The organism is Streptococcus sp. HMSC074B11 (genome assembly GCF_001808705.1).
Lineage (GTDB): Bacteria > Bacillota > Bacilli > Lactobacillales > Streptococcaceae > Streptococcus.
In genome coordinates, this window is record NZ_KV794288.1 from 83,280 (window position 1) to 101,023 (window position 17,744).

17 protein-coding genes and 2 pseudogenes are annotated in these 17,744 nt (G+C 39.6%); 4 read left to right on the top strand and 15 right to left on the bottom strand.

The genetic code is table 11. The features are described 5' to 3' along the window. From HMPREF2619_RS11630 to HMPREF2619_RS07630, 4 genes are all read right to left on the bottom strand, one after another. Positions 1–243, bottom strand: a 243-nt coding sequence (locus HMPREF2619_RS11630) for an ATP-binding cassette domain-containing protein (RefSeq protein ID WP_261673728.1), incomplete at its 3' end; no start/stop codon positions are given. 341 nt (positions 244–584) lie between these two features. Continuing rightward, a complete protein-coding gene (locus tag HMPREF2619_RS07620) occupies positions 585–857 on the bottom strand; it encodes a PspC domain-containing protein (protein WP_049503317.1) in 273 nt (90 codons plus the stop codon). A 59-nt stretch (positions 858–916) separates the two neighbouring features. Then, positions 917–1,366: a SprT family protein gene (locus HMPREF2619_RS07625; RefSeq protein WP_070460488.1), complete on the bottom strand. Its 450-nt coding sequence runs from the start codon at positions 1,364–1,366 to the stop codon at positions 917–919. Further along, entirely contained in the window at positions 1,353–3,482 is a 2,130-nt protein-coding gene (locus tag HMPREF2619_RS07630) for a Tex family protein (protein WP_070460490.1), read from the bottom strand. Before HMPREF2619_RS07630 ends, HMPREF2619_RS07625 begins: the two co-directional genes overlap by 14 nt. Before the next feature lie 163 nt (positions 3,483–3,645). Here HMPREF2619_RS07630 and HMPREF2619_RS11635 point away from each other — a divergent pair, with 163 nt between their 5' ends. From HMPREF2619_RS11635 to HMPREF2619_RS07645, 3 genes and pseudogenes are all read left to right on the top strand, one after another. Continuing rightward, positions 3,646–3,777 carry an SPJ_0845 family protein gene (locus HMPREF2619_RS11635; protein ID WP_070460492.1) on the top strand — a complete coding sequence of 44 codons (132 nt, stop codon included), beginning with the start codon at positions 3,646–3,648 and terminating at the stop codon, positions 3,775–3,777. Further along, on the top strand, positions 3,778–4,683 hold the full coding sequence (locus tag HMPREF2619_RS07640; RefSeq protein ID WP_070460494.1) for a permease: 906 nt from the start codon (positions 3,778–3,780) through the stop codon (positions 4,681–4,683). It begins immediately after the preceding gene. Continuing rightward, positions 4,680–5,494, top strand: a pseudogene (locus HMPREF2619_RS07645) (TIGR03943 family putative permease subunit). Before HMPREF2619_RS07640 ends, HMPREF2619_RS07645 begins: the two are co-directional and overlap by 4 nt. An 18-nt stretch (positions 5,495–5,512) precedes the next feature. Here HMPREF2619_RS07645 and HMPREF2619_RS07650 read toward each other — a convergent pair. The 3 genes from HMPREF2619_RS07650 to HMPREF2619_RS07660 are packed head-to-tail and all read right to left on the bottom strand — an operon-like array spanning position 5,513 to position 7,979. Beyond that, on the bottom strand, positions 5,513–6,124 hold the full coding sequence (locus HMPREF2619_RS07650; protein ID WP_049503312.1) for a tetratricopeptide repeat protein: 612 nt from the start codon (positions 6,122–6,124) through the stop codon (positions 5,513–5,515). Positions 6,125–6,141: 17 nt separating this feature from the next. Beyond that, positions 6,142–7,194, bottom strand: a complete 1,053-nt coding sequence (locus HMPREF2619_RS07655; protein ID WP_070460496.1) for a hypothetical protein — start codon at positions 7,192–7,194, stop codon at positions 6,142–6,144. Positions 7,195–7,202: 8 nt separating this feature from the next. Then, positions 7,203–7,979 carry a nucleotidyltransferase domain-containing protein gene (locus HMPREF2619_RS07660; RefSeq protein WP_070460498.1) on the bottom strand — a complete coding sequence of 259 codons (777 nt, stop codon included), beginning with the start codon at positions 7,977–7,979 and terminating at the stop codon, positions 7,203–7,205. A 56-nt stretch (positions 7,980–8,035) separates the two neighbouring features. On the opposite strand from HMPREF2619_RS07660, the pseudogene HMPREF2619_RS11495 reads away from it, so the two are divergent. After that, positions 8,036–8,882, top strand: a pseudogene (locus tag HMPREF2619_RS11495) (IS630 family transposase). A gap of 96 nt (positions 8,883–8,978) precedes the next feature. Here HMPREF2619_RS11495 and aguB read toward each other — a convergent pair. The 8 genes from aguB to HMPREF2619_RS07710 all read right to left on the bottom strand — a co-directional run bounded on the left by aguB (position 8,979) and on the right by HMPREF2619_RS07710 (position 17,720). Next, complete coding sequence (gene aguB / locus HMPREF2619_RS07675) at positions 8,979–9,854, bottom strand: N-carbamoylputrescine amidase (protein ID WP_070460501.1); 876 nt, start codon at positions 9,852–9,854, stop codon at positions 8,979–8,981. Positions 9,855–9,863: 9 nt separating this feature from the next. Next, positions 9,864–10,949: an agmatine deiminase gene (gene aguA, locus HMPREF2619_RS07680; RefSeq protein ID WP_070460503.1), complete on the bottom strand. Its 1,086-nt coding sequence runs from the start codon at positions 10,947–10,949 to the stop codon at positions 9,864–9,866. Continuing rightward, positions 10,946–12,073 carry a carboxynorspermidine decarboxylase gene (gene nspC / locus HMPREF2619_RS07685; protein ID WP_070460505.1) on the bottom strand — a complete coding sequence of 376 codons (1,128 nt, stop codon included), beginning with the start codon at positions 12,071–12,073 and terminating at the stop codon, positions 10,946–10,948. The genes aguA and nspC overlap by 4 nt, the downstream gene beginning before the upstream one ends. Further along, positions 12,073–13,332, bottom strand: a complete 1,260-nt coding sequence (locus tag HMPREF2619_RS07690; RefSeq protein WP_070460508.1) for a saccharopine dehydrogenase family protein — start codon at positions 13,330–13,332, stop codon at positions 12,073–12,075. Before HMPREF2619_RS07690 ends, nspC begins: the two co-directional genes overlap by 1 nt. After that, positions 13,329–14,189, bottom strand: a complete 861-nt coding sequence (gene speE, locus HMPREF2619_RS07695; RefSeq protein ID WP_000366713.1) for a polyamine aminopropyltransferase — start codon at positions 14,187–14,189, stop codon at positions 13,329–13,331. Before speE ends, HMPREF2619_RS07690 begins: the two co-directional genes overlap by 4 nt. Beyond that, a complete protein-coding gene (locus HMPREF2619_RS07700) occupies positions 14,190–15,644 on the bottom strand; it encodes an aminotransferase class I/II-fold pyridoxal phosphate-dependent enzyme (RefSeq protein WP_070460510.1) in 1,455 nt (484 codons plus the stop codon). A gap of 599 nt (positions 15,645–16,243) precedes the next feature. Beyond that, positions 16,244–17,260, bottom strand: coding sequence for a hypothetical protein (locus HMPREF2619_RS07705; protein WP_070460512.1), 1,017 nt, complete (start codon positions 17,258–17,260; stop codon positions 16,244–16,246). Continuing rightward, entirely contained in the window at positions 17,253–17,720 is a 468-nt protein-coding gene (locus HMPREF2619_RS07710; protein ID WP_070460514.1) for a hypothetical protein, read from the bottom strand. Before HMPREF2619_RS07710 ends, HMPREF2619_RS07705 begins: the two co-directional genes overlap by 8 nt. Between the last annotated feature and the right edge of the window lie 24 nt (positions 17,721–17,744).

The window sequence follows — 17,744 nt, forward strand, 5'->3', positions numbered from 1 at the left end:
TGCTTCAGTATTTTTAATGGTAGCTGTGTCTGTTCCGTTTAGGAAAACCTGACCACGAGTTGGTTTGTCAAGCATGGCGAGAATATTGAGGAGAGTTGATTTCCCAGAACCAGACTCACCCATGATGGCAACATAGTCGCCTTTTTCTACAGTAAAATGAATATCTTTCAGGGCTTCTACTTGGTTGCCTTGGAAACGTGTTTTATAAATCTTTTGAACGTGTCTTACATCTAATAATGTCATGATAATCTCCTTTTTAATATCCCATTAATTGAAACTGAGCCTGCATTATAGCGCAACCGAGCTGAACTCGCTCGATCTCTTTTGGACTTGCTTTACTTGTTTGTTCCTTTTGTAAAATATTTTTCATAGTTTTGCTACTTTATCTTTCTGATATAAGTGTACTCTAAAAAAAGAGTTGGTTCCATAACATAACCTTACAAAAGAGGCCTTTAATCTTACATTTTTGTAAGATTGGATTATTTTTTTGATATGAACTACTATTAGTTTACCACAAATTTTTAAGCAAAAGAAAAACCCTTGATACTACAAGGGTTTAATACTTCAAATGAATGGTAATATGGTTACCAAAACCAACCTTCGTCATCATTGATAGGTTGGGCTTCTTTAATCTTGCGTGGGCCTGTTCCATACATTTCAGCTTCGATATCTTCTTTTGTTGGTAGAATCGAAGCTAGGATAATGTAGATAATAATCCCGAGTCCAAAATTTGCGATTGTAAAGATTGCAAAAAGGAAACGAACTAGGGTTACATCAAGATTCCACTTATCAGATAGACCTGCAAGAACACCTGATATCATGCGATTTCTTCTCATTTTATAAAATTTTGTATTCATAATTTATTCCTCTTTCGGATTTCTTAATCTTAGTATAGCACTAAGCTAGATTTGCTACATCAGTCCTTAGTCCGATTTAACAAGAGGAGCTTTCCACGACAGAGACCACAACGATAACGCTTGGTATCAATTTTTCGCTTTCTTTGATAGATTTGCTGACAAGACTGACAAGCATAGACTAAGCTTGGTTTTTGATTGGAACTTGACAAGGGAGGAACAAAGCGAAGACCGTCTACCTCTTTTAAAAGTTGCTTAAAGGCTAAATCCTTATGCTGATAGCCCTTGCCTTCAAAGTAAAGATGGTAATGGCAGAGCTCATGACGAACAATTTTACAAAAAACCTCTATACCAAGTTCTTGATAGACTTTTGGATTAAAATCCAAATGACCATCCTTAGGGAAAAAACGTCCACCTGTCGACCGTAGACGAGTATTCCATTGAGCTTGGTGTTTGAAAGGTTTTCCAAAATCTTCTATAGAAACCTGTTTAACGTAATCAGTTAGATTCATTAGGTGCAAGAAGCGACAGATTCACTTTTTCGCGGTCAGCATCGATTTTTTTAACCCAAACGGTTACCAAATCGCCGACCGATACTACTTGACTTGGATGTTTGATAAATTTCTTACTCATGTGAGAAATATGAATGAGACCATCCTCATGGATACCGATATCAACAAAGGCACCGAAGTCAACGACGTTGCGCACAACTCCTTCAAGCTTTTGCCCAACTTGTAAGTCTTTGATATCCAAGACATCCTGGCGAAGGACTGGAGCATCAAAGGAATCACGGAAATCACGACCTGGTTTGAGAAGGTCTGCGATAATATCTTTAAGTGTTTCTTGACCAAGGTCTAGCTCTTGAGCCATTTCTTTGATTGAAACAGATTTGAGTTTTGCTTGCGCTTCTTCATTTAGGTCTTTAATGTCCAAACGTTTGAAGAGTTCCTTGACTGCAGCATAGTTTTCTGGGTGAACTCCTGTATTGTCAAGAATATTGCTACTTTCAGGGATACGAAGGAAACCAGCAGCCTGCTCAAAGGCCTTAGCACCTAGGCGAGGGACTTTCTTGATTTGGGCGCGTGAAGTGATTTTACCTTCTTCTTCACGATACTTCACGATATTTTCTGAAATAGTTTTGTTAAGCCCTGCGACATGAGAAAGCAAGGCTGGACTAGCTGTATTGATATTGACACCGACTTGGTTCACTACTGTATCAACAACAAAGTCAAGACTTTCAGACAGTTTTTTCTGACTAACATCGTGCTGATATTGACCGACACCGATGGATTTAGGGTCAATTTTAACCAATTCAGCAAGTGGGTCTTGCAAACGACGAGCGATTGAAATAGCAGAACGTTTTTCAACAGTTAACTCTGGAAACTCCTGACGGGCAAGTTCACTAGCAGAGTAGACAGATGCACCGCTCTCATTAACAATGACATAGCTGACCTCTGGAAAATCCTTAAGCACTTCAGCTACAAAAGCTTCACTTTCACGACTGGCAGTCCCATTTCCGATAGCGATGATTTCAACACCGTATTGACCAATCAAATCTGCTAAATCACATTTAGCTTCTTCGATTTGACGAGCTGAAGCTGGTTTTACTGGGTAAATGACTTGTGTCGTCAACATTTTACCAGTCGCATCAACGACCGCAAGCTTGGCACCTGTACGAAAGGCAGGGTCAAATCCAAGAATCACGCGCCCTTTAAGAGGTGCAACTAGCAGGAGATTGCGCAGATTATCAGAAAATAGTTGAATGGCTCCTTCTTCTGCCTTCTCAGTTAGTTCGGTACGAATACGGCGCTCAATAGCTGGCAATACTTTTTTCTTAACAGATTGCTGAATAACTTCGTCAATATAGGCGTTCTTAACTATGAAACGAGCAGCAAAGAAGGCAAGAATACGATCAGTCGCATGCTCAAAGCCAATTTTCAAAATGCCTAGCTTCTCCCCACGATTAAGGGCAAGTGTACGGTAGCCCTGCATGTTAGCAACCGTCTCTGAGAAATCATAATAAATCTGAAAGACTTGCTTTTCATCTAGAGTTTCGTCCTTAAGTTGAGATGTAATCTTAGAATGTCTAAGAACTTCTTGATAGGTCATCGAACGCAAGTTAACATCCTCAGATAGAGCCTCAACTAAGATGTCTACTGCTCCAGCCAAGGCTTCTTTGCCATTAGAAAAACCTTCACAAACAAATGCTTCTGCTTCTTTTTCTAGGTTAGAAACATTTTGTAAAATTAAACGAGCAAGTGGAAAAAGTCCAGCCTCACGGGCAATGGTTGCCTTTGTACGACGTTTTTCCTTATAGGGAAGATAGAGTTCTTCTACATCTGCTAGTTTTTCAGCTGCTAGGATAGCTTCTTCCAATTCCTTGGTCAACTTTCCTTGTTCTTGAATCTTAGCTAAGACCGCTTCCTTACGATCATTGAGGTTGGTAAGACTTTTATCAAGGTCAATAATAGCCTTGATAGCAACCTCATCCAAACTTCCAGTCATATCTTTCCGATAACGAGCTATAAAGGGAATGGTTGCTCCTTCTGCTGTCAAAGACAAAACCGTATCAATTTGCTTTAAGGTTACACCCAAATCTTGGGAAATTTTTTCATATTTTTTATCCATAGAACTATTATACCATAAGGAAGAAAGCTTGTTTTCATTAATGTCACAGTTAGCTTGTTATTTGTTGAAGATTAAAATTCATTGGTCTTAACAATTTAAAATTAAACCTTTTGGCTGAAATAATAGTATAATAGAGGAAACGATTAGAATCGAGGTATGCCTTATGGCTGTTAAATTTACAAAAACTGATGACTTAGATAAGATGTCCGAAGAATTCGCTAAACTCCCTGACTTGAAGCAAGTAACATTTCCAGATGACAAAGAAAAGAAAGATAAGGCAGAAAAGAAAAAATAGATGACACTCTTTCAAAGTTTACCTTCTAGTATGTTACAAGCTGGCGCCATTTTTCTTTCAATTATCATTGAAGCTTTACCCTTTGTCTTAATCGGTAGCATCATCTCTGGTGCCATTGAAGTCTATGTCACACCTGAGAAGGTTTATAAATTTCTCCCTAAAAATCGCTTGGGGAGAATCTTTTTTGGTAGCTTCATCGGTTTCCTCTTTCCCTCTTGCGAATGTGGAATCGTTCCGATTATCAATCGTTTCTTGGAAAAAAAGGTTCCTAGCTATACAGCAGTACCTTTTCTAGTAACGGCTCCTATCATCAATCCCATCGTACTTTTTGCGACTTATTCAGCCTTTGGTAATTCAATTCAAATGGTTCTCCTAAGAGCTTTGAGCGCTATTCTAGTTGCTACTATATTGGGTATCTTTCTTGGATTTTTCTGGGAGGAACCTATTCAAAAGGAAAATAGATTGGCTTGTCATGAGCATGATTTTTCTCACTTGACTAAAAGTCAAAAAATCCTTCAGGTATTCATTCAAGCTATTGATGAATTCTTTGATATGGGACGTTATTTGGTCTTTGGCTGTCTTTTTGCAAGTATAGTCCAAGTCTATGTTCCAACTCGTATCCTAACATCCATCAGTGCGACACCACTGCTCGCTATTGTTCTTTTGATGGTCTTGTCCTTTCTTCTATCACTCTGTAGTGAAGCGGATGCCTTTATCGGATCTTCGCTTCTCTCTAGTTTTGGCTTTGCTCCAGTGCTTGCCTTTCTGGTTATAGGTCCCATGCTTGATGTCAAGAACCTACTCATGATGAAGAATTATCTTAAAACGCGATTTATTTGGCAATTCATGGCAATTGTAACTCTTGTTGTTCTTGTCTATTCTTATCTAGTCGGGGTGATGCTATGATTCGATTTTTTATCTTATTTGGCTATTTTATCTTAACCCTTTATCTGCACCTATCAGATAAGCTCAATCAGTATATAAACCTCCACTACTCTTATCTGGCTTATATCAGCATGGTTTTGTCATTGTTACTAGCCATCGTTCAAGCCTATATTTGCTTCAAGCGTTTGAAAGAACATAGTCACTTACATAGTTTTTCAGCCAAGCTTGCTAGTTTTGTCCTCTTAAGTTTTCCCTTGTTAGTTGGATTTACCTTTCCAACCGTCACTCTGGATTCACAAACAGTATCGGCAAAAGGATATTATTTTCCTTTGTCGGAAGGAACTGACAAGGCAATCCAAGCAAGTGAAGGAACGAGCAGTCAGTATCTTAAGCCGGATACCAGTCGCTTTTATTCACAAACAGCTCATCAAAATATTATTCGAAAGAGTGCTGATAAATACTTAGCTCAATCTAGTATAGTTATCAATGATGAAAATTATCTGGAGGTCATGGAAGCTATCTATGATTATCCAAATGAATTTGAAGGCAAGGAAATCGAGTTTATTGGCTTTGTCTACAACGATCCAAATCATACCAATAGTCAATTTGTTTTTCGCTTTGGTATTATGCACTGTATCGCTGATTCAGGAGTTTTGGCCTTTTGACTACAGGAAACACTAATCACTACGAAAATAACACCTGGGTAAGAGTCAAAGGTAAGATTAGCAATCATTATCACAAGGAACTCAACCAAGTCCTCCCAACCCTTGAAGTTCAATCCTTTATCAAGGTTGATAAACCAGAGAATACTTATGTTTACAAAGAATTTTAAAAAAGTAGCCTGAGTGGGCTACTTTTTATTGTCTAATAAAGCTCTGACTTCTTCCGCTCCGATCTCATCTCCGGCCTTATCAAAGAGTTGAATAGCGTGACTAAAATAATCATGGGATTTACTCGAATCAAGTTTTCGACAAATCTCTCCCAATCCTCTATAAGCGCAGGCATGAGCGATAAGGTCATCTGTCTTTAGAGCTGAATTTAGCGACTGCTGCATATATGTCTTTGCTTCAACTAGTTGACCTAACTTCAATCGTAAATAACCTTGCTCATAGTCATTAACAGAAGTTTTTAGAGCATCCTCCGCAAAAACTTGTTCAATTACTTCTCGCTCTTTTTCAATATAGTTAAGAGCAGTCTGAAAATCATTCATTTCACGATAGACCATGGCTAACTGGTGATATCCTATATGTTCATTTTCTTTATCTTGACTTGATATTGCTATTTCAAGATATTTTTGATAAATCAGTAAAGCTTCTTTATAGTCTTTTTCAAAGAACTTGATATAACCCAGCAAATTGAGAAGGCTGTAATCCTTGCAAGTTTCTAACGAGAAAGTTTCTGAGACTAATTTCTTGGCCTCTTCAATCTTCCCCTCAAACAATAATTCCCAGGCTTGATTCATGCTTATTCTCCTCTAGCTTATGTTGTATAGAAATCAATCGACAAATCACTATCAGACTCGTATTTTTTCCATGCTATACTGAAGCCATAATAGTCTTCAAATTCTGGATGCCAGTCATAATAAAGTGGGACACGGCTAAATTTTCTTGCAACTACTTCATCTTCAAATTCTGGAGATTCTCCTGCAGTAATTCCAAATTGAAGGCAATTTAATTCCCAAGTGTTTCCCCAAACATTTTCATCTGATAGAACGTCAATCCAACGAGAGGCGTCAATATCAAAATCTGCACATAACTCTAGAGTAAAGAATTTTCTATAGTTTATTTTGGCGGGCTTAATATAAAAGGCACCATCCACCTGATACTTTTTATCTCTAGCTTGGATTTGTGAGACTTTCATTGGAATAGGAACTCCATTTAACTCTAACCAAAAGTGTCCCAAGGGAGTTTTGATTGCATGGTAAATTTGTTTAGACTCTATATTTACTTTGTTCGAGCAAGCATTTAGAATTCTTCCATGTTTAACTAGATTTGCACAAACTATTGTAGAAGTCAGTGGATCAAAATCTGTATACCTACGAATGACACGTTTTAACTTTTCGACGGGAAAAGTGATATCCTTTGGTAGGGCATGATACTTCTGGACAACTAAAGCAGTTTTTTCAGTATTTTCCTTCCCGGTTGGAACAATCACACCATGCCCGACATGAATAGTTGGGTCGTCACAGATATAAGTATAACCATTTCCACCTTCTTGAAACTCAACAACTACAATATTTAACTCTTGATCAGGATCGAAAAGTGGTTCTGCTTTTGCACTGGTCTGGCGCTCATAAAAAGTGAAACAATCTTTATTATCCTCTTCACCAAAGACCATAAAACTACCACAATTTGGGCATTTCCACATATAGAAGGAAGCCTCTGAAATGTCTTCATAGGAAACTGTATCATTACCATCTTTTTTATTCATGATTTCTACTAATAACTCATCCGAATAAACCGAATAAGCATTTGGATCAGGGGCTTTGTGGTCGTTCATTGCTTGACCACATCTACAAGTCCATTTTCCCATAATTAACCTCAGTCACGACTTAATTCTTCAAGGAAAAATTGATTGAGAGCTTTCCAGTCTTTCTTTTCCTCTGTAACACTTTGGACGTAGTCATCCAGCTCTTGGATATTTTTGATGATAAAGTCCTGAATTGGCTCTATCGGCTCAACTTCCATTCCTTCAGGTCCCTTTACCTTAATATCAAGCAATCTAGACACATGCTCTTTCATTTCATCAGGGAGGAGTTCTTTGACCAAATCATCAAACAAAATCGGTGGAACAGAATGATATTTTTCAATCCAACGACAAGATAAAATGGGACGAAGTGCATAGAAATACTTTTTAGGTTTGACCTTATCTCCTGAAAGATACTTATTCATTTGAGTTTTAGCAGTATTCAAGTAATGGTGGAGCATCTTTTTCTCTGAAAAATACTGACTGACAAGCGGACGGATACGGTTAATAAAATCTGCATCTTGCTGGTAAACGATTGGAGACTGTAACCACTCAAAGAGGGTTGGATTTGACTTATAAAGCAACTTTAAAGTCTTGTCCAAATCCCAGCCACTCACATCCCAAGTATCGTCAATTGGTAGTTCGATGACATCGCGATGATCGTTCAATCTTAGATAAAAATCTTGCTTGTGTTTGTATACGAAACGCACATCAAAGTCACTATCAGGAGACTCAAAGCCCCAAGCGCGACTGCCAGACTCAATTGCCCACAATACTGTAACATCATAATCACGCTCAATTTCTGCTAGTTTTTCAGGTACCAGAACATTCATTTCTTCTTGTGTTTGCATAGTGGTTCTCTTTCTTATAGTTACTTAGTTTATAAAATACATGTTATAATAAAGCTATGGCATATAGTACAGATTTTAAACAACGAGCATTAAATTACATCAAAGAGGGACACAGCCATGTCGAGGCATCCAAAGTTTTTGATGTTGGCGTCAGAACTCTCTTCACATGGGAAAAGAAATTACGTGAACAAGGGCACTTAGAGCGGAAAAAGAGAGTCGCCAAAAGCCGAAAGATTCCTTTGGAGGAGTTGAAGGCCTTTGTAGAGACTCATCCAGATGCTTTTTTACGGGAAATTGCGGCACATTTTGATTGTGCTGTTCCTTCAGTATGGGCAGCTTTAAAGCAGATCAATGTCACTTTAAAAAAAGACGACTAGCTTTAAGGAACAAGATCCAGAAAAAGTCGCTGAATTTCTTGATATTTTGGATAATCTAAAAGATTTACCAGTCGTATATATTGACGAAACAGGAATCGACCGCTACCTCTATCGTTCTCATGCACGGGCTCCTAGAGGAGAGAAAGTCTATGAAAAGATTAATGGACGGCGTTTTAAGCGGACTTCAATTGTTGCAGGACAAGTAGATGGAGAGTTTATAGCTCCTATGATTTACAAGGAAAGCATGACGAGCGACTTCTTTGTTAAGTGGTTCAAAACGCAACTCCTGCCTGCTTTGAAGACACCTCATGTCATTGTCATGGACAATGCTAGTTTTCATCCCAAGAAGATTTTGGATGAACTTTGCGTCAAAGATAAACACTTTTTTTTACCTCTACCACCTTATTCACCAGATTTGAATCCCATTGAGCAAGCTTGGGCTGTCTTGAAAAAGAAAGTGGCAGATTTATTAAGGGAAGTCCCAAATATCTTTGAATGTTTAGAGTGCTTTTTTAAAACTAAATGACTATATTAACTTCTTATACCCCATTTTATCAGATTTCTAATACTTTATCAAAAATTAATATAGTATATAAAGAAAAAGCCTCCAAGAGGCTTTTTGTCATTTCACAATATCTTTATACATATCTGGTCTTCTATCTCTAAAGAGACCCCAATTCAGGCGCTCATTCGCTCCCTTGTCAAGGTCATAAGTGGTTAAGAGGATTGCTTCATCTTGTCGTTCAGCTTGACTTAAAATAGCTCCTGTTTCATCGGTCATAAAGGATGAACCGTAGAAGTTAAGACTGGAACTTTGTTCTCCATTTTCCTCGCAAGGAGTGACTTCTTCCAAGCCATAACGATTAGCAGCAATAACTGGCACAATATTTGCTGCTGCATGCCCTTGCATGGTGCGTTGCCAATGTCCACAACTATCTGTATCCAAAATTGGCTCCGAACCAATGGCTGTTGGGTAAAAGAGTAATTCTGCACCATTTAACGCAAGACAACGGGCGGTTTCAGGAAACCACTGATCCCAACAGATGCCAATACCAATCTTGGCATAGCGAGTATCCCAGACCTTGAAACCAGTATTTCCAGGTGTAAAGAAGAATTTCTCCTGATAATAATGGTCGTCTGGTATATGTGTTTTGCGATAAACTCCTAATACTTCTCCATCTGCATCAATGACAGCAATGGAATTGTATAAGACATTACCATCTTTTTCATAGAAACTGATCGGTAAAACGACCTTTAGCTCTTTGGCAATTCCTTTGAAATGCTGAATAGCTGTATTTTCAGACACAGACTGGGCATACTGGTAGTAGTCATACTGACGTTCCTGACAGAAATAGGGACGTTCAAATAATTCAGGCAAGAGAATAATTTGTGCGCCTTGTTCTGCAGCCTGACGTACTAAACGCTCTGCGGTTTGAATATTCGTTTTCACATCCTTAGCGCATTGCATCTGAATAGCTGCAACCGTTACATTTCTCATCTTTTTCTCCTATTCTGGAATTTGTTGGGTAATGCAGTGGATATTTCCACCACCTAAAAGAATATCTCTTGCAGGAATTCCGACAACTTCACGGTCTGGGAAACACTGGCTGAGAATATTCAAGGCTACTTGGTCGTTTACATCCTGAAATTGCGGCACTAATACAGACTTATTAGCAATGTAAAAATTTACATAGGAAGCTGCTAAACGTTCACCTGCATAACGCTCCTCTTCGCCTTCTTCATAAGTATAACCCGGCAAATCCTCCTCTGTAACTACTTGATGAATAGTTGGAATCGGGAGTTTATGAATAGTGAAGGGACGACCTTTTGCATCTGTTTCCTTTTCTAAAAGCGCTAAATCAGCTGCAGACATGGCATACTGAGGATCATCTTGGTCGTCCGTCCAAGCTAAAACAACCTCAGCAGGACCAACAAAGGCTGCAACATTGTCGACGTGTTCATTTGTCTCGTCTTGATAAATACCGTAAGGCAACCAGATAACTTTTTCAGCACCAAGGCTCTCTAGTAAGGTTTTTTCAATCTCCTCTTTAGTCAGGTGAGGATTACGACCCGGACTGAGCAAGCAGCTTTCTGTGACAAGAATGGTTCCTTGACCGTCACTATGAATAGCTCCGCCTTCCAGTACAAATGGTTTGGCATCGTAAACAGGTATTTCCAAGGCTTCAGCAAAGCGACTGGCTACTTGGTCATCTGCTTCATAGTCTTGGTAGAGACCATCAACAGCACCACCCCAGGCATTGAAAGACCAATCTACCGCCAACTTTTCCCTCTGATCATTGAGGAGAATGGTCGGACCAGTATCACGCGCCCAGGCATCATTTGTCGGAATATCTAAATAAACAACTTGGTCTCCTAGATAGGATTGCGCTTCAGATAGATAGTCCTCCTCAACCAAAAGGTAGACTGTTTCCCCCTGAGCAATGGTTTTGATAATCCGGCTAAAAGCTGCTTTAGCAGCCGACCCTTGAAAAGGCCAAGACCCTGGTCGAGTAGGCCATATCATGAGAGTCCCATGGTGGGGTTCATACTCTGCTGGCATACGATAGTCTAATTTCTTTGGGCTGTCCATCATGATAATCTCTCCTTAAAGTCTTGGTAGCCAAATGCTTTGACTAGACTGCACTCACCCTCTTTATCCATGAGATACAAACTTGGAAGCCCAATGCCATTAAAGGTATTATTTTTGACAAATGAGTAAATAGCCATGTCTTCAAAATAGAGGCGATCGCCGATTTCAATCGATTTTTCAAAGCTGTAATCCCCAATGATATCCCCTGTCAGGCAAGTATTTGAAGAGAGTCTATAAGTATAAGGTTTTTCTTGGGCTTCAAACCCATCTCTCAATGGGGGACGATAAGGCATCTCAAGAACATCTGGCATATGGCAGCTTGCCGAGGCGTCTAGCACCAAGGTCTCAATCCCGTTTTCAACAATATCCAAGACTTCTGTCGCTAGATAGCCCGCATTAAGTGCAATGGCTTCACCTGGTTCGACATAGACATCAAGGTTATAGGTTTCTCGAATACGTAAAATCTCAGAAATCAGTAAGTCCACATCATAGTCATCTCTCGTAATATGATGACCACCACCCATATTAAGCCATTTTACCTGATGCAAATAGGCACCAAACTGGTCTTCTACTGCTTTCAAGGTTGTCTCTAAATCATCTGCTCCTTGCTCACAAAGAGTATGAAAATGAAGACCATCCACCAAATCCAGCAAATCACTCGGTATCTTGTCTTGAGTCACTCCAAAACGAGATCCAGGAGCACAAGGGTCATAGAGCACGTGATCTCCCTGAGTAGAACACTGAGGATTGAGGCGCAAACCAACACTAATACCAGCCTCACGACAAATTTGACCGTATTTTCGTAGTTGTCTCTCCGAATTAAAAACAATGTGATCAGATATTTGAAGCAACTCTTCCATATCTGATTCCTTGAAAGCTGGCGCAAAAACATGGACTTCCCCAGGGAACTCTTCTCTAGCTAACTTAGCCTCATAGAGTCCACTAGCCGTCGTACCTGACAGATACTGACTAATCAAAGGATAGGTTTTATAGAGGGAATAAGCCTTTTGAGCTAGCAAAACCTTACAACCTGCCTTTTCCTGAACCTCTTGCAGAATGCTACAATTTTCTTCTAGTTTTGCTAAATCAATGACGTAAGCTGGTGTTGGTACTTGTTCTAATTTCATTAGTCCACCATTTGTGGATTTTCAACCACAACCCATGGCAAACCGTATTTATTCAAAGCTTCCATGAATGGGTCTGGATCCAACTCTTCAAGGTTATAAACTCCTGGTTGTTTCCAAGTGCCATCCATCACTAATTTTGTCCCAATCATGGCTGGAACACCTGTTGTATAAGAAATAGCTTGTGAACCAACTTCTGCGTAGCATTCCTGATGGTCGCAAACATTGTAGATGTAGATGGTCTTTTCAACGCCATCTTTGACACCTGTAAAGATACAGCCGATATTGGTTTTACCAACTGTACGTGAGCCAAGGCTGGCAGGATCTGGAAGCAAGGCTTTCAAGAATTGGATAGGTACGATTTCTTGTCCGTTAAAATTAATAGTATCTGTACGAAGGAGACCAACATTTTCCAAGCATTTCATGTGAGTTAGATAAGATTGACCAAAAGTCATAAAGAAACGAATGCGTTTAACACCTGGGATGTTCTTTGCTAATGATTCGATTTCTTCATGGTGGAGGAGATACATGTCTTTTTGCCCAACTTGAGGGAAATCATACTCACGTTTGATAGACATAGCTTCGACCTCAACCCATTTTCCATCTTCCCAGTAAGAACCTGGTGCAGAAACCTCACGTAGATTGATTTCTGGGTTAAAGTTTGTCGCAAATGGATAACCGTGGTCACCACCATTACAGTCCAAAATGTCGATATAGTGGATTTCGTCAAAGTAATGTTTGAGTGCATAAGCTGAAAAGACGCTGGTTACCCCTGGGTCAAAACCAGATCCAAGTAAAGCAGTCAAGCCTGCTTCTTTAAATTTATCTTGATAAGCCCATTGCCATGAGTAATCAAAATAAGCAGTAAATCCAAGCTCCTTACAACGTTTCTCATAAATCGCACGCCATTCAGGGTCTTCTGTATCCTCAGCCTCATAGTTGGCTGTGTCGATATAGTGGACTCCCGTCGCCAAACAAGCGTCCATAATGGTCAAATCTTGGTATGGTAAAGCTACGTTCAAAACGGCTTCTGGCTTGTAGCTTTCAATCAAGGCAATGACTTCTTCTACCTTGTCAGCATCAAGAGCAGCTGTTTCAATTTTAGTACTTGTTTTGCCTTCTAATTTAGCCTTCAAGTCATCACATTTTGACTTGGTACGGCTAGCAATCATAATCTCTGTAAAGGTTTCGCTATCTTGGCAAATCTTTGAAATAGCAACTTGGGCAACGCCCCCACATCCAATAACTAATAAACGACTCATTTTTTTCCTTCCTCTTCTTCTAAAATGTCTTCTACATACTTGGGCAGCATAAAGGCACCCACATGTAAGTTTGCAGTGTAGTATTCTGTGAAAAGCTGGCGTTTTTTCCAGCCTTCCTTGTCAAAATCTTTGACAGGGTGATATTTTTTCGATGCAAATCCAAATAACCAATAGCCAGCAGGACTGGTAGGGATATGTGCCTGATAAACACGGCTGATTGGAAAGGCTTGATTGACCTTGCGGTGCATGCTTCGGCAAGCTGACTCATCTTCGTCAAAGAAAGGACTCCCATGCTGGTAAATCATAATACCGTCTTCTTTCAAGGCTCTATAGCTATTGCCGTAAAATTCCTTGGTAAAGAGACCTTCTGTATGTCCAAATGGATCGGTCGCATCATTGATGATAATGTCGTAATCATCTTCGCAGTTTCGTAAAAAGCGAAGTCCATTTTGGTAGTAGATGGTAACACGAGGATCATCAAGACCAGCAGCAAAGTCTGGGAAATATTCTCTACAAACCTCTACCAACATCTCATCCGGTTCCACGATATCGATTTGTTCCAATTCTGGATAGAGTGTCAAAACTTGGGCAACACCACCGTCGCCACCCCCGATAACCAAGACTTTCTTTGGATTGGGATGGACAGCCATGGGAACGTGGACGGTCATTTCGTTGTATACAAAATCATCTGCATCCGAGAACAAGACATGCCCGTTTAAAATCAATATTTTCCCAAAAGCTGGTGTATCTAATACCTCAATATCCTGCCATTCACTTTTACCAGCGTAGAGTTGTTTGGCTGTTCTCAAGGACAATTTCACATCTGGAGTGTGAACCTCAGAAAACCATAAATCCATCTAGTTCTCCTTTCTCTCAATGACATTGATGTGATTGACCTCTGGATCTTCCGTTCCTTGGAGGGAACAACCACGTTCTTTGGCAAATTGTATATAGTCGACAATTTCTCGTGTAATCCGTTCACCTGGCGCTAGGATTGGAATACCTGGAGGATAGCACATGACGAATTCACCGCAGACCTGGCCAACAGAATCGTCCAGGGTTAAACTTCTTCTCTCTGAGTAGAAGGCTTCCTGAGGAGAAAGCACTAACTCAGGCTGGATATATTCTCCAGCAATCAAGTCCTTCCCATCTCGTGAGTAGAGTCTCTTGATATCAGCTAGCGCACCCACCAAGCGCTCGATGTCTTGAATGCGGTCCCCTATCGAAATGTAGGCCAAGATATTCCCTATGTCTCCAAACTCAATCTGAATGTCATATTCATCTCGTAAGAGGTCATAAACCTCGATTCCTGTTAGGCCGATTCCTTGGGTGTAAACTGACAGCTTAGTAACGTCAAAATCACAAACAGACACTCCGTCTACTAGCTCTTTTGAGTAGGCATAGTAGCCACCGATGGCATTGATTTCACGACGAGCGTACTCAGATAGCTCAATGACATTCTCAAAGGATTCTTTACCACGAAGGGCCAAATTGCGGCGTGAAATATCTAAACTAGACATTAGTAAGTAAGATGCTGATGTTGATTGGGTCAGGTTAATGATTTGACGCACGTACTCAGGATTCATCTGATCCCCAACTAAAAGAAGCGAACTTTGAGTCAAGCTACCACCAGACTTATGCATAGACACTGCTGACATATCTGCTCCTGCATCCATAGCAGATAGAGGAAGTTTATCTGTAAAATGCAGATGGGCCCCGTGCGCCTCATCTACTAAGACTTTCATTCCTGCAGCGTGAGCCATCTCTGTTAGCCCCTTAAGGTCTGAACAAATTCCATAGTAGGTAGGATTGTTAATTAGGATAGCCTTGGCATCTGGATGTTCCTCAATAGCTTGTGCTACACGGTCATTTTCAAGCCCCAAAGCAATACCGATTTTAGGATCCACACTCATCTCGATATAGATAGGAATAGCACCACATAAAACGAGTGCATTAATAGCTGATTTATGTACGTTACGCGGAAGAATAATCTTATCTCCAGCTTTACAAGTGGAGAGAATCATGGTTTGAACAGATGATGTTGTCCCGCCAATCATTAAAAAGGCATGAGCAGCACCAAAAGCCTCAGCTGCTAGTTCCTCTGCTTCTCTGATAATCGAAATGGGATGCCCCAGATTATCCAAGGGCTTCATAGAATTGACATCAATCCCTACACATTTTTCCCCTAAAAGTTCAACCAACTCTGGGTTTCCACGGCCACGCTTGTGACCAGGTACGTCAAACGGTACAATTCTTTTCTTTCGTAATTTGACCAACCCCTCATAGATGGGAGCTTGGTTTTGATTTAACATTATAAAGACATACTCCTTTATCATATTTTTTACACCTTGACATGCAAGGCTCTAAAGAATACTTATGAAAAAAGAGCAGGTTGGCACCTGCTCTACAATCTACTGACGTGTTTATGTTTGTTTCTTTTGAGTATGTCTGTTCCTGATGTTTCCTAACTCTCTAGTAGCAAATATTACGTACTTTATTGATCGTTTCACAAGATGACGTGTGCTTTCACCACACTAACAAATCTATACGAATTAGGACAAGTGTCCTAACATCAACTTATAAAAGTAGGCTTTTAACCCTATCAATAATGTGGCTTTTCAACCACGCTTCGGCATTCAACCCTGCCTGTCCGTAGGCATTTTTTACTCGGGTTTATATTTACTAGAAAACATCATCTCATTTTCTAAGCTTCATTACTATATCATGTTTTCGTATTCTTGTAAAGTATTTTTAGAAACTTTTTTAAATAAATTCATTTTTTCGTTCGTGAAATTTATTTAACTTAAAAATGGAAATCGTTTTAAATTTAAATCAAAAAACAAAAAAAGAAACTAAATAGATTAGTTTCTTTTAATGAATCATAAGCATAATCAACTATTCAAAATCCTATCTAGTCATCTCGTGCTACTTGAACAGCTAGCTCAAAATCAGTCATCAAGTAATTTTCATCCAGACGGATGAGACTGTAATACTCATTCCAAAATAGAGAGTCACTGTTACTTGACCACTGTAATCCATACCACAATTGAGTGACATCACTTGTATGTGATGGGGGGATTGACCATAGATGCTTTTTGAAAGTTTCTTGAACAAGAGAAACATCCAGTCGCCTAGTCAAGTCAAGTTCATCTAATTTGAGAGTGATAGAATGTTTTTTAGCTACCTCAATACTATCCTTGTTAAATCGGACCTGAATAACCTTAGAATCTTCTAAAGCCACATTCTGGTCCTCAGCACCGTAAAAGGAAATACTCCCCAGTACTATGCCATCTTTTGATAGGAGATAGGGAGCGTAAGGAACAGCATTGCTATCCAGTCTGAAGCCTTTTTCGATAGTGACTGTTTTATTGCCTGAATACTTTTGGAAACTGCCATCTGTCAGGAGGTCTTCGTATTCACTAGCACCATCGCTCTGTCTTACATTGATGTCAAAACCAGCATCCATCAGCTCACTGGCTTTAGTTTCTGCTAAAATGATTTTACTTTCATTAATTTGCAAAATTGGTGCTTGAGGTGGCAAACCAATCGTGAGATTAAACATGACTCCTACCAGAAAGACCATAAAGGTTATAAGGAGGGCAAGTAAAGACTTTCCAGTCCTTTTTCTTGCATTGAAAAGGGCCATTATAGCTGGGAGGAGGATCATTTTGGCTAAAATAGAATTCCCAACACCACCTCTATTTAAGGTCTGAAAAGCAAAGATCCCTGCGATTGCAATCAGTGTCAGGTAGACCAAAATCTCACCTAGACCCAGCTTTTCAGTTCGAGTTTGTTGGTTTACAGGCGTTTCGTACAATGACTGCCCATTTTCTTTCCTCTTTTTTAGAAAGAGATAAAAGCCCAGACCAAGTAGCAGATTAAAGATTGCAAAAACTATTAAAGTACCTATTATCGCCGTTCTAGCCATGGCTCTCTACTCCTTTATGTTCTCTCTCAAATCTTATCTTTCTCTTTAGTACCCAATTCCCAATCAATAAAACTAGCAAGAAGAAGGGGCCACCTTCTATGACCACAATGGGCAAAGCCAGTAGAGCAATCATCAAAAACCTAGCTTTCTTTTGCCGCCAACTACCGCCCCATTCTCCGTTTATCATTCCCCCTAAATAGTCGATGTAGTCAGTAAACCAAGTCAATAAGGGATTTTGAAAATCACTAGCCCTAAGGTAAATGAACATAGCAGAATTTAGCAAAACATAAAGAATTCCAAGGATTAGAATAATCTTTTGACTAGTTCGAGTAGCCTCTAGAACGATTTTTTCTCTCTTCTCTGGTTTTATTTCCTTGAGACTTGGATTCTTACAAGAGAGTTTTTCAAATCTATAGACCAGAAAACGGTAGAGATAATACTTTTTTATATCACGCTTCATAACCCCCCCAATCTAGGAAGGACA